The sequence below is a fragment of the Pseudoalteromonas sp. NZS71 genome (assembly GCF_015864715.1).
Classification (GTDB): domain Bacteria; phylum Pseudomonadota; class Gammaproteobacteria; order Enterobacterales; family Alteromonadaceae; genus Pseudoalteromonas; species Pseudoalteromonas arctica.
In genome coordinates, this window is record NZ_JADYWS010000036.1 from 1 (window position 1) to 12,388 (window position 12,388).

Here is a 12,388-nt window from a genome sequence, read left to right on the forward strand (position 1 = left end):
AAAACCATTCAGTAAACATTATAACTGCAATTATGTAGTTATTATCATGCGTGTAATTCAGGTTTTAACGTGCTAATGACTTATTTAATGGATGAAATAAAAGTAACCCAATATTAAAAGATAAATTCTCAACCTAAAAGTGAATAGCCAGATTAAAAATAGAGTGGCTGTCTTGTTTAGTTTTTTGTTTAAAAGTGAATAGCCAGATTAAAAATAGAGTGGCTGTCTTGTTTAGTTTTTTTTTCCTCAGGTTTGTACCTCTATGTTCTTCAATATAGGCGACTTCATTGAATTCTTTATGTGTATCAAGACCGATAAAAAGTATGCTATGTTTATTCATGTTAGCCTCTGCTGTTTAGTTAATTGACAAACTAAACAGCAGAGGCTTTGAATTAAGCTAACCCACGAAAAGCGGAGGTTAACACCGTGTGGGAGTCATTATGTCTATATTTTTTGGAGTTACAGTGTCATCATTTCTAGAATCATACAAAGAGTTAAAACCTCAATTTGAAAGACTTGAGGAGAATGTTTGTACCTGTTTAAAGCAAGTTTTTTGTGATGGAAACATTCCAATATTTGATGTTGAATCTAGAGTAAAAGATGATGCCTCAGTGAAAACAAAGATATCAAGCAAAGGATATAAAAACCCACTTGAAGAAATCGATGACTTTTGTGGTGTTCGTGTAATTTGCTATTACCAAGAAGATATTGAAAAAATTTGTGCAATTATTCAAAGTGAATTCGACGTAATAAAAGAAGAAAACAAACAAGAAGAATTGAGTGATAATCAATTTGGGTATACTTCTTTTCATTATGTGATAAGACTAAAGCCAGAATGGCTTGGACATCCAAGTGCAAGAGGGCTGGATGGATTTAGGGCTGAAATCCAAATAAGAACTATGTTAATGCATACATGGGCAGCTATTAGCCACAAACTTTTGTATAAAATAGAAGAAGATATACCTTCATCCTTTAAACGAAAGTTAAATAGGTTAAGCGCATTAATTGAGCTTGCAGACGAACAATTCAATCAAATAAAAAATGAAAAGGCAGAATACAATGAAAGTCTAATATCACCTGATTCAAGCTTTGACTCTTCAGGTGAGTTAAATTCTGATAGTTTAATGGCTGTAAAATCGTATTATTTCAACGATAGAAATGTTAACGATAGTGATATTCCTATTTTATTAGACGAAATTAGAAAATGTGAGTTAAGTCTTTTTCAATTAGTTTCCAATATAAAGAGGTGTATAGATTTTCTTCCTCAAATGGAAAAAGAAGAAGCAGCAGATTCGGGTCATGATGATTTACCAATGTGGGGTTTCAGTGGCGTGATAAGAACTGTCCTAGATATCAGTTGTAAAGACTATTTTGAAAGTCGATTAGACTCACTTCCAGTTGAAGTTATTGAATCAAGAGATAAGTACCGACCTATATACGAATCAAAAATATAACAAGCCAACTAAGCTGGACTATAGCTAGGGAAAGTATGCAGAAAATTTTAGTTTTAGCGGTTTTTTTAGTTTCTGGTTTTGTGAAAGCAGAATCTGATCCTTGTGAGTCAACCCAATACCCAGTTAAATGGGAATCTGAATTAGTGCATCCCGAATCTTATGAGCTTCCAGCCATTTTCTACAAAACTAATTATTCAAAGGTAATTTTACCTGTATCAAAAGCGATAGACTTTGTTAAAAATAATATGGCAAACCATAAGGCATATTTAAAAGACGCTAAAGCTTACATACTTGAAAGCTTATCTAAATTGCCAAAAAACAAACTTATAGACCACTCAAACCTCTTAATTGCAACAGATGGCTTGCAAGGACGAGAGTTGAGTAAAGCCATTCATGTTATGGCTGGATATCAAGGGCTATTCGAGGGATTACTATTAAAAAATGAGGCGTCAGTTAGTATTAATGGTAATTGGGTAAATTCATCAAGCGTTACTTACATGGTAGGCAATGATCCTGCTCCCTTGGATGACTTGAGTTTTGTTCATAAGTTAATTGTTTCTAATTCAAACCAAGTAGTGTTTGAAAAATGTTGGCTAGATAGAAAATAGCCATATAACAAAACGCGCTGAAGTGGGCGACTAGTAAAATTTGGCTATTAATTGTGGGTAGCTGAAAATAGTAAGTAAGATTTTAAAAACTTTATAACAAGGAACGTATATGAATTTATTTGAGAACAAAACTGTAATTGAGTTTGAAATATCAGAAACAGGCCACCAAATTGTTGAAGCTAAAATTAACGGTAAATTGTTACGTTTTATTTTAGATACTGGCGCTGGGACATCTGTTTTAGACAGGGGATGCCTAAGTGAGTTAGGCATTGAAGAAATACTCAATATTGAGAATGCGGCAGGCTTAGGCACTTCTGATCACGCAATGGGGGATATAGAAGTTCATTCAATTGAGTTTGGAAATGCCTTGTTTGAAAGTCCTGACTTTGTGTCACTTAATCTTGACCATGTTCAGGTCGCGGGTGGTGAAAAGGGAGTACATGGCTTGTTAGGCTCTCCCTTTTTTACTCAATACCAAGCAGTTATCGATTTTTCAAAAAATAGGTTAGAGCTTTTTAATAAAAAAATTAAATAACTAACCTAAACTTTGTTCTTTAGTCGGTTTTAACTAGCACATCATGCCATGTTTATGGGTTTAACCGTGGCATGGTGCGACAGCTGTTATTGTTTACAATTTGTATTTCAAAGCTACTTTTCTAGTTCTTTTCTAATAACTCTTTTCTTATAATTTCAGCCCCAGCGCTCAAGGCATTTAGTTTACCTCTGGCTATATGGTGAGGTAGTGGAGCCATGCCGCAGTTTGTACACGGGTAGAGTTTGTCGGCATCTACAAATTGCAGTGCTTTACGTAGCGTATTAGCTACTTCTTTTGGCGTTTCGATAGTATGATTTGCTACATCAATTGCGCCTACCATTACTTTTTTACCACGAATGAGTTCTAGTAAATCCATTGGTACATGCGAGTTATGGCACTCTAGTGAGATAATATCGATATTAGATTGCTGAAGCTTAGGGAATGCTTCTTCGTACTGTCGCCATTCGCTTCCTAGTGTTTTTTTCCAATCTGTATTTGCTTTAATGCCGTAGCCATAGCAAATATGCACGGCGGTTTCGCATTTAAGACCTTCAATTGCGCGCTCTAAACAGGCAATTCCCCAGTCGTTCACTTCATCAAAAAATACGTTAAACGCGGGCTCATCAAATTGGATGATATCAACGCCGGCGGCTTCTAATTCTTTTGCTTCTTGATTGAGAATTATGGCAAATTCCCACGCTAGCTTTTCGCGGCTTTTATAATGATCGTCGTAAAGCGTGTCAATCATTGTCATTGGGCCTGGTAATGCCCATTTAATAGGTTGTTTGGTTTGCTTGCGTAAAAATTTAGCGTCTTCAACAAACACAGACTTTTGACGGCTAACAGGGCCCACAACGCTGGGTACACTCGCGTCGTATCGGTCACGAATTTTTACTGTTTTACGTTTTTCAAAGTCAACGCCATTTAGGTGCTCTATAAATGTAGTTACAAAATGCTGCCTTGTTTGCTCGCCATCGCTAACAATATCAATGCCTGCTTGTTGCTGGTCAAATAATGACAAACGTAGGGCGTCGTGTTTTCCTTGGGTTAATTCATCACCTTGTAATTTCCAAGGTGACCAAAGTGTTTCTGGCTCTGCAAGCCATAAAGGCTTAGGTAAACTGCCAGCGATAGATGTAGGTAGTAATTTTTTCATAATAAATAATGCCGTATATTTTAGTTAATTATTAAACGTATCGTTAAGCGCGTTATAACTGGTTGTTACTATTAGTTGTTATGACAGATAGCTAGTAGAGAATTGCTCAAGAACTCTTTGGTACGGCTTGATAAAATGCTCTTGTGCAAACTTGCCTTGCTCATTCGCTAACTTGCCGCGCTCTTCTCGGTCATACACAATTTGCGTTAGTGAGTGATCCAAGTTTTTTAAGTTTGGTTTATATGATTTACCCGCTGTTGCGTTGGCATTATAAATCTCTGGTCTGTAGATTTTTTGAAACGTTTCCATCGTACTAATAGTGCTTATAAGCTCAAGATTGCTGTAATCATTAAGTAAATCACCAAAGAAAAACAATGCCAAAGGCGCGGCACTATTTGGCGGCATAAAGTAACGTACCTGCAAGCCCATTTTTTTGAAGTATTGCTCAGTTAAAGACGATTCATTTGGCTCGTATTCAACGCCAAGTACCGGGTGTTGGTTTTCAGTGCGGTTGTAGGTTTTGTTATCTGACACACTTAGGCATATAACCGGTGGTTTTTTAAAGTTTTGTTTGTATGTATCCGAATTTACGAATGACTGAAATAGCTTGCCATGTAAAACCCCAAAGTCATTAGGAATACTAAATTGAGGCTTGCCTTTGTTATGCTCTTGTAGGAGTACGCTAAAGTCGTAGTCGCGCACATACGATGAAAAGTTGTTTCCTACAATGCCTTCAATGCGCTTATTAGTTTTATGGTCAACAATATTTGTTTTTAATATTTCGATAGAGGGGAAGCTTTCGCCGCCATCTTCAATACCTATCTCAACAGAGACAATTTCAAGCTCAACAGCATAACGCTCACCTTTGGTGTTATCCCAGTGGGCTAGGGCATTAAAACGGTTGTTAATCATGTTTAAGGCGTTACGCAAGTTTGCTTTGCGGTATTCACCTCTGGCTAAATTAGCAAAGTTGGTTGTGATACGCGTATTAGTTGATGGATGATAATTTTCATCGAGTGAAACGCTCTTTATATTAAATGTAAAATCTTTTTTCATCGTGTTTATATCCAATTTTATAATTTAAACCTGATTGATGCTCTGCGCTTTATTAGCCTTGCAACTTACTTAGCTGGTTTTGTTATTTAGCAGCTTTAAGTTGTTAGCAATAGTGTTTAGCGCTAAGGGATGAGTAATTTATACGTTGATTGGTATATGAAGAAAAACGGTTTAATTTCACATAAAACATGAGTCATATTCATTAATCATTATTGTTAAATTCGATTACGTAGTAATTGACGATAAAAAGGCATAAATCGATAAAAATAAAAGATAGATGTTTAGCCGTTTAGACTTCTTTGGTGGTGGCGTGCACTTTATTCATGTTGAACATGAGGAATATTCAAAGGGGTTTTTTTATAGCTATAACAGTACATTAGCCAAATTTTTAGTATGTTAAGTCGCTGTTTATAATAAATGTCGTCACGGGTAAGTTCCATCTAGCTATATAAGTAGATACCTTAGCTAATCTAATCTCAAAAGATAAACCGACTTTTCTAAGTACGTATATAAATGCTTGTAAATTAATAAAAGGCTATAAACCATATTAATGGCAATGCCAGTGCGTTAAGTAAGTTATACTCGTTTTTCATCACCTCACCTATTGAGTATTCGTGGATATCAAAGGCACTTGTATTGCATCAACTATTGATGAGCATGGCCCTGTTTATGTATATCAAACAAAAAAAAATCTTATTCTCAGCTTTGACGGAAAAATTTATCAAAGCTGTATTAAATTAAATAATATAAACGGGTTAAGCTTAGCTTATACGCAAGCTATGATGGCTGCGCTTTTTTTTATTCCACACTTAAAAACCGCGATGATAATGGGGCTTGGGGCGGGCTCTATAGCAAAAAGTCTTTATCATGCGTTTCCTGCACTGACCATACATACCGTTGAATACCGTAAAGCCGTGGCTGATATGGCTATAAAATATTTTGAACTGCCTGTGTCAGAACGTTTGTTTATTCATATTGATGATGCGGCAAACTACATGAAAAAAACGCAGATAAAAACGGATGTTATTTTTTCTGATTTATATAGCTCAGATGGGATGGAATCAGATCAGGTGCAATCATCCTACTTACGCGATTGTAAAAATGCGCTCACTTTTGATGGTGTTTTAGTACTTAATATTTGCCATACCAAAGTTGGGCAGAGGGAAGCGTTTGATCAACTTCTTGAGAAAGAATTTGCAGGAAAGATTCTTAGTTTTATTATTGAAGGCGGTAATAAAATTGTGTTCGCTTTTAACAATAAAATGCCTGCACTTAGTGAAGATGAATTACTTGCTAAAGCTCACGTGTTACAAAAATTAATAAACGTACCAATGACGCGCTATGTCGGGCTTTTATTTAATTAAAATGGTTAGTTTGATTTACTGGTAAATGACGCGTTTGAATCCATCCATCTATCTGTTGTTCATTTAAACTTGGTTAAACTAATCATACTCTGAATAAAAATAATAAAGCACGTACCCGTACGGAAACACTCATACATGGATTACTGTAAAAATATAATCGCTAAATTTATAAGCGCGATGCAAAAGCGACCTGGATTGTTGGCTGTGTTGGCATTTTTGTCGGGCGTTGCTAGCTTTGCACTTGTAGATAGAAAAGAGTCTTTTTCGCAAGTTATTGCGATATTTTTGCTTATTAGTTGGTTGTGGCTAATTATTGATAATTGGTTACGTGACAAAGTAGAAGAAAAGTTTGGTGTGGTTGTATCTCCTAATGTAATGCGTTTTGCTCTGCAAATGGTGCAGCAAGAAAGCTTATTTTTTGCTTTACCGTTTTTTTTAGCGGTTACGCAGTGGGACCATCCTCAAGCATTTTTTACCTCCCTTATTGTGTTATGTGCGGTTATATCGGTTATAGACCCCTTTTATTACAAAAAACTTGCTAGAAATCGCACGTTATTTAGTGTGTTTCATAACTTTGCTTTATTCGTTGTTTTGCTTGTTACTTTACCTATTTTGTTGAACCTTACAACGAGCCAAAGCTTAGCCGCAGCCCTTGTAACGGCTGTAGTGGTTACTCTTCCGAGTTTAAACAATTTAATGCCTAATGCTCGCTGGTGGCGTTTTCCTATTCTTGTATTGATTTTATGTGCTTTAAGCACAGCAGTGTGGCAATTAAGAAGCTATGTGCCTCCTGCTGCGCTGCGCTTAACTGATATTACGTTAGCTCATGAAGTTGATTTACAGCATAAAAAGCCAGTAGGGAGTATTAAACACTTAGATTCTTATACGCTGCACCATCAAGGTTTATATAGTTGGACTGCTGTTAAAGCACCAAGAGGCTTAAACGAAAAAATATTTCATGTGTGGCTTCATAATAAAAAAGAAGTTGATCGGATCACGTTAAATATAAACGGCGGGAGAGAGCTAGGTTATAGAGCGTGGACACACAAAGTAAACTTTCCTAAAGACTCTGTTGGTAAGTGGCAAGTAAAAGTAGTTACCGAATCAGGTCAGTTAATAGGTTTAACGAAATTTACTGTTACACCTTAATTAACTTAGTCGGCTGTATTTTAAACACATAGCTGATATAGTTTTTGCATTCCAAACTAATGGACATAGTTTATGAGTATTGCTTTTGAGATTTTTATTTGGCTAATTGTTGAAACTGGTTTGAGTTTTTTATTTTACTCGACCGGTTGGCTGCTATTAAAAGTGGTAACGTTGGGGCAGTATAAAAGCGAGTTTAAGGATTTTGCATCTTATAAAGCGAGTAAAGCTAGAAGAGTCGACTTAATCTTCTTACTCGGTTTTTGTTTTTATGTTGCACTCATTGCCGTTATGGCTTATTTAAGTCACTAAACTGGCTAACAAATTAGGTTAATAATTTTAAGAATAATAAGCAGCTTAATGAATTATTGCTGCTTATAGTTTTCCCCTTTACCGCACTTTTTCTACACTACCTATTTAATAAATTACCTACCAATATATGAAGAACGCCTCACCCTGAGTACCATTATCCTATATTAACTATTTATTAGGCCGTTATTAGTTAGCAATTAGCTATCAACTAACTCTTAGCTTAAATTTATATGCCTGCTTTAGCTTATCTGTTGAATGTTGAGCTAATTACAACTTATGGGTAATACTTAGTAAATGCTTCAAATCTAATAAATAAAACAATAAATATGCATCCATTTATTGCGCTAACACGTTTTATAACAATACTATGCGCCACTTTTTACCGTTTATGATGGTTATGGAGTTAATAAATGACTCACTATTTAAAATATGTATTTGTTATTACGACTCTAGCGGGAGTAAATACAGCTTACGGACAAGCAAAAACACAAGAGCACTATCAAGAGCTTGAAGTGGGTGTAGGCGGAAATATTAAGCATACCAATACTGACGTAAATTATAAAAATAAAGAGTTTGATTTACATATTCACCCATTATGGGAGAGCCGATATGTAACCGAAGGTCGAGATAACCTTGCTGGTAATGGTATTGCATCAATTGCTACTGAGTTTAATTATAAAAACTTTGCGGTGATCCCTTGGGCGGCAAAAGGTATTAGTAGTGATTATTCAGAGCTTAATTTAAATGCTATTTATACCGCTCACTTATCTGAGCGGATAGAGATGTATGTAGGTTATAACTATATTAAAGCTTGTGAAGAAGGCATTGATGCTCACGATAATGAGCTAAGCCTCGACTTTGCGTATTTTTATGCAGACGATATTCAGTTGTTAAGTAGTGTTTATCATTCATTTGATGCCAGCGGTACATTTTTGGAGTTGGCAGTAAAAAAAGATTTTTATATTAATGATTTATTATCAGTAGATATTCAATCAGGCGTGGGGTTTAACGCGGGGTATGTTAGTGATGGGCACAACGGAGTAAACAACGTTAAGTTTACTGCAAACTTGTCGTATCAGCTTTTTAATCAGTTAGCCTTATACACATATACAAGCTATAGCATTGCAGTTAATAAAGATGAAAAACGCTTTGCAGGTGACGAGACACTTCGAAATATATTTTGGGGTGGTGTGGGGCTAAGTTATCAATACTAGGGCGTGTTTGCTTTTCGAGGGTGAGTTTACAGCTTTTAAATTATTCGTATGTTTTGAATCAATAAACAATGCGTATGTGTAATACACAATAACTAAAAAATGTTAGTGTTTAGCTATCGTTTAAACACAGTTGAGAATTACATATGAAGTTTTTAGTATTTTTAGGCACCGTACGCGATAGCACTCCACCAAAACCAGCTCGCTTAGGCTTAAGGGTTTCTAGGGCTTGTATAGAATGCTTAACGGAGCATTTTGGCGATCATGAGTTTGAGCTAATTGATACGTTGGATTTTCCTAGCGAAAACGTATTTAAACCACACTTTGCATACGCTAAAAGTAATGCACCTACAGAGCTCACTCTTTTAGCTGATAAAATTAAAGCCGCAGATGGATATATAATGATTAGTCCTGAGTACAATCACAGCATGAGTCCAGCCCTCGCTGACTTACTTAATCATTTTGGTAGCTCACTATTTTCGTATAAACCAAGTGCAATAGTAACTTACTCAGCAGGACAGTGGGGTGGTGTAAGAGCGGCCATTTGTATGCGTACTTTTTTATCTGAACTTGGCTGTTTGCCGGTATCGGCTATGATCCACGTGCCAAAAGCGCAAGATGTGTTTAGTGAGGATGGCAAACCTGTTGCAGGAGAGAGTCAATCATCGTGGTTTAATTATTTCTCACGCACGTTTGGCCAACTAATATGGTGGGCGCAGGCTGCTAAAGAGCATACCGAGGTGGTTGACCCGCAAAGTTTGCTAAAAAGCTTTAAAACAGATCCTTCTCAGCGCAATGCGCCTTAATACCCGCTAACTAATTGTTTGGATTGATTATAGAAACATAGCTGCATATAGTGGTATCATTAACGCTACATATTTTTAATAATGCATAATACCAATTCGCAATAATAGTTAATCAATTTAAGGGATTAAATCGCTAACTGCATTAAAAGTTTCTGATATAGAACAACTCAATAACGAAATTTTTACTTTGTTATCAACACGGTTTTCTTGTCTCAAAATAGATCACTTAATTATGCGAATTGGTGTAAGAAACAAGGAAATTGAGTCTTGAAATATCTAGCCTTACTAAGTGTGCTAACGCTTAGTGCATGTAGTTCTGTTCCCCATAAAATTGAAATGAGCCAAAGTACGGCTGCAAATATGAACCTTATTGCTTTAACTGAGCAAAGTGCACCAAAGGGTGTTGCTGGCACTTATCAGTTTCATATTAAAGCGGCGGGAGCTCAGGGGAGTTGGTTGTATTTAAATACAGAAACTGATTATCGAGATAGGCGTTCAATTACGATATCAATACAGCCTAATGTGGTAGCAGAGCTTCAAAGTAAATACGGACAACCAGCAGACACCTTTTTTATTGATAAAACAATAGAAGTAACAGGCGAAGCCAAACGGGTAACTATCGATTTTATGAGCCGTGGAAGAGCCACTAATAAATATTATTATCAAACGCACATAGCTGTGTCATCAATTAAGCAGCTTCGTGTTATTGAAAGTTAGCAAAAAGCAATGCACTGTATTTATATACAGTGCATTGTAAAAGCTCACTTTGAGCTTTAATGTTTACACTTAAACTTACTGCTATGGCGCTACTTTAGCGCTGTTTTATTCAACGATTTCAAAACTCTTATTTAACCTATTGTAATCTCATTACATAAAACTAATAATTGGTTAGTTTTATAAGTTTGAGTACCTGTATTGAAAGCCAAAGAAATCCGCAACTTTTATATCAACGAAGAGCAATCTGTTTATCTGCTTTCGCACCGCGATGCTAAAAAACACCGCCAGTGGCTTAATATTTGTATTAAGCAGTTAACACTGCTGGGCTACAAAAACGTTGAAATGATTGGCTCGGGTGCTTTTGGTTTTGTATTTGCAGGTGATGATGATAACGGCTTACCTTGGGTATTTAAGTTTTCGCGTATTACGCTTGCCCAAAGTGTACGCGACCGCTTAGAAGACGAAGCGTATATGCTTTCGCAAATTAATAACCCCTTAGTGCCTACCTTTTATGCTTTTGAGCGAATTAAAAAACAAGGGATTTTAATGATGGCGCGCGCCATTGGAGAGGACCTTGAAAAAGTATCGCTTAAAACAGGGCGCTTTAGTGCCGCGCAAATAATGACGCTAGCTGTTAGGTTACGTAATGTGTTGGTTGATTTACGTAGCCATAAAAATGGCGTTAGCCCACAACCTATAGTGCATGGCGATATAAAGCCTTCAAACCTTGTATGGGATGCAAACACTGATGCGCTGTCGTTAGTGGATTGGGGAAGCTCTGTGTATGCACAGCTCGATAGCGATGGTAACCCTGTTGCGAGTAACTTTATGGATTTAATGTCGGGCGATTTAAGTACAACGAATGCTCGTATGGGCGATGTGTACTTTATTGGTGAAGCACAAATGTCGGGGGAGCAATCATCCCCACGATTTGACGAACAAGGTGTAGCCGCTACGCTGTATGCGTTAGCGTCGGCACAGTCGTGTCGCTTTGGTGCGCAAGCAATTCCTGCAAGCAGCTTAGGTTTACCAAAGGAGCTGGCGAAAGTAATTGATGGCATGCTATCTAAAAGTAAGGCACAACGTGATGGTGCCGGTGATTACTTTATGCGTAACATTACAACTATGGCTAAAGCGTATTTACCTGAGCTTGATAAAAAACAAAAAAAAGCAGACATTCCTTTTTGGTATGGCAAGGCCGAGCAGCCCGACACGGTGGTATATAGTTCACGAAAACAGTTTTTACGCCAGGCCGATCATAATCAGCAATTACTTGATATAAACGATGCTCAACTTGACCGTTATTATAAAGAGTTTTTGTTTGATACCGGCGATACCGAAAAAGCATTTTTAGCATCAATAAGCCGATTAGCTAAGTACCCTGTTGTTGGTGGGCTTAGTTTTCATTGGAAGGATGAGTCGATGTTTGTTGAATCGTCTTTAATTATGCATGACGAATCATTGGGTGATGCCTTTAGTGATGCGATTAATAACACGGTGATGCTTGCGCAAGCGATTAATCAAAAAGGGTTATTTAAATGTTGTTTGTTTGATGCCCGTAAAACCATTCAATTAGAGCGAGATGGCACGGGTGCATTTAAGTTTGATAGCCTACCAGAGCTTGAATACGAAGTTGTAAGCATGAAAGCAAACGACATAACCCGCCCGCATTCATATTTTGAAGACGGTAAAGACCCTGATGAGCAACTACAGCTACCTAAAAAAGTTATTAAATGCGTATTTGAGCTTAACCAAATTCATCATACGGGGTGTATTATTTTTGAAGCACTGCCGGACAGAATGAAGATTCACCATTACTACCGCTTACTCGATTCGAGCAAAGAGGTTGAGTTTAAACGTTTGCTTAATAAACTTATGCAATACGCGGTAAATATTACGGACGTGGGTGTTGCGGGCTTTATGAAACTCCCATATAAAAACACCCGTGAGTTTAGTTTATGTGAGCAGCAAGAAGAGCATTACTTTCCTAAAAATCCCAAGCTTGTACCTTTATAGAAAAAGC

Annotated in this window: 13 protein-coding genes; 10 read left to right on the forward strand and 3 right to left on the reverse strand. The window is 36.9% G+C overall.

What is annotated here, in order from left to right; all coding sequences use genetic code 11:
- Window positions 1-133: 133 nt before the first annotated feature.
- On the reverse strand, window positions 134-340 hold the full coding sequence (locus I6E85_RS18500) for a hypothetical protein (protein ID WP_024589328.1): 207 nt from the start codon (window positions 338-340) through the stop codon (window positions 134-136).
- A gap of 100 nt (window positions 341-440) precedes the next feature.
- Between I6E85_RS18500 and I6E85_RS18505 the strand changes: the two genes are divergently transcribed.
- From I6E85_RS18505 to I6E85_RS18515, 3 genes are all read left to right on the forward strand, one after another.
- Entirely contained in the window at window positions 441-1,454 is a 1,014-nt protein-coding gene (locus I6E85_RS18505; protein ID WP_196812457.1) for a GTP pyrophosphokinase family protein, read from the forward strand.
- 35 nt (window positions 1,455-1,489) lie between these two features.
- Window positions 1,490-2,062, forward strand: a complete 573-nt coding sequence (locus tag I6E85_RS18510) for a hypothetical protein (RefSeq protein WP_024589326.1) — start codon at window positions 1,490-1,492, stop codon at window positions 2,060-2,062.
- Window positions 2,063-2,171: 109 nt separating this feature from the next.
- Complete coding sequence (locus I6E85_RS18515) at window positions 2,172-2,597, forward strand: retropepsin-like aspartic protease (RefSeq protein WP_024589325.1); 426 nt, start codon at window positions 2,172-2,174, stop codon at window positions 2,595-2,597.
- A 121-nt stretch (window positions 2,598-2,718) separates the two neighbouring features.
- On the opposite strand, the gene I6E85_RS18520 is transcribed toward I6E85_RS18515, so the two are convergent.
- Both I6E85_RS18520 and I6E85_RS18525 read right to left on the reverse strand, forming a co-directional pair.
- On the reverse strand, window positions 2,719-3,753 hold the full coding sequence (locus I6E85_RS18520; protein WP_024589324.1) for a methionine synthase: 1,035 nt from the start codon (window positions 3,751-3,753) through the stop codon (window positions 2,719-2,721).
- Window positions 3,754-3,831: 78 nt separating this feature from the next.
- Window positions 3,832-4,809 (reverse strand): DUF1852 domain-containing protein, encoded by a 978-nt coding sequence (locus I6E85_RS18525; protein ID WP_024589323.1) that lies wholly within the window; start codon window positions 4,807-4,809, stop codon window positions 3,832-3,834.
- 614 nt (window positions 4,810-5,423) lie between these two features.
- Here I6E85_RS18525 and I6E85_RS18530 point away from each other — a divergent pair.
- The 7 genes from I6E85_RS18530 (at window position 5,424) to I6E85_RS18560 (ending at window position 12,381) form a co-directional block, all read left to right on the forward strand.
- Window positions 5,424-6,173, forward strand: a complete 750-nt coding sequence (locus I6E85_RS18530) for a spermidine synthase (protein ID WP_197237226.1) — start codon at window positions 5,424-5,426, stop codon at window positions 6,171-6,173.
- A 135-nt stretch (window positions 6,174-6,308) separates the two neighbouring features.
- Window positions 6,309-7,322: a DUF5924 family protein gene (locus I6E85_RS18535; RefSeq protein ID WP_024589321.1), complete on the forward strand. Its 1,014-nt coding sequence runs from the start codon at window positions 6,309-6,311 to the stop codon at window positions 7,320-7,322.
- Between the two features lie 72 nt (window positions 7,323-7,394).
- Window positions 7,395-7,631 (forward strand): hypothetical protein, encoded by a 237-nt coding sequence (locus I6E85_RS18540; protein WP_024589320.1) that lies wholly within the window; start codon window positions 7,395-7,397, stop codon window positions 7,629-7,631.
- A gap of 410 nt (window positions 7,632-8,041) precedes the next feature.
- Complete coding sequence (locus I6E85_RS18545; RefSeq protein ID WP_024589319.1) at window positions 8,042-8,845, forward strand: hypothetical protein; 804 nt, start codon at window positions 8,042-8,044, stop codon at window positions 8,843-8,845.
- Window positions 8,846-8,988: 143 nt separating this feature from the next.
- Window positions 8,989-9,648, forward strand: a complete 660-nt coding sequence (locus I6E85_RS18550; protein WP_024589318.1) for an NADPH-dependent FMN reductase — start codon at window positions 8,989-8,991, stop codon at window positions 9,646-9,648.
- 267 nt (window positions 9,649-9,915) lie between these two features.
- Complete coding sequence (locus I6E85_RS18555) at window positions 9,916-10,365, forward strand: hypothetical protein (protein WP_197237227.1); 450 nt, start codon at window positions 9,916-9,918, stop codon at window positions 10,363-10,365.
- 198 nt (window positions 10,366-10,563) lie between these two features.
- Complete coding sequence (locus I6E85_RS18560; RefSeq protein WP_165726022.1) at window positions 10,564-12,381, forward strand: serine/threonine protein kinase; 1,818 nt, start codon at window positions 10,564-10,566, stop codon at window positions 12,379-12,381.
- Window positions 12,382-12,388 lie beyond the last annotated feature (7 nt).

Coding starts and splice junctions, on each gene's coding strand:
- I6E85_RS18540 (WP_024589320.1), top strand. CDS start 7,395: ATGAGTATTGCTTTTGAGATTTTTATTTGGCTAATTGTTGAAACTGGT.
- I6E85_RS18550 (WP_024589318.1), top strand. CDS start 8,989: ATGAAGTTTTTAGTATTTTTAGGCACCGTACGCGATAGCACTCCACCA.
- I6E85_RS18525 (WP_024589323.1), bottom strand. CDS start 4,809: ATGAAAAAAGATTTTACATTTAATATAAAGAGCGTTTCACTCGATGAA.
- I6E85_RS18520 (WP_024589324.1), bottom strand. CDS start 3,753: ATGAAAAAATTACTACCTACATCTATCGCTGGCAGTTTACCTAAGCCT.
- I6E85_RS18500 (WP_024589328.1), bottom strand. CDS start 340: ATGAATAAACATAGCATACTTTTTATCGGTCTTGATACACATAAAGAA.
- I6E85_RS18545 (WP_024589319.1), top strand. CDS start 8,042: ATGACTCACTATTTAAAATATGTATTTGTTATTACGACTCTAGCGGGA.
- I6E85_RS18510 (WP_024589326.1), top strand. CDS start 1,490: ATGCAGAAAATTTTAGTTTTAGCGGTTTTTTTAGTTTCTGGTTTTGTG.
- I6E85_RS18505 (WP_196812457.1), top strand. CDS start 441: ATGTCTATATTTTTTGGAGTTACAGTGTCATCATTTCTAGAATCATAC.
- I6E85_RS18535 (WP_024589321.1), top strand. CDS start 6,309: ATGGATTACTGTAAAAATATAATCGCTAAATTTATAAGCGCGATGCAA.
- I6E85_RS18515 (WP_024589325.1), top strand. CDS start 2,172: ATGAATTTATTTGAGAACAAAACTGTAATTGAGTTTGAAATATCAGAA.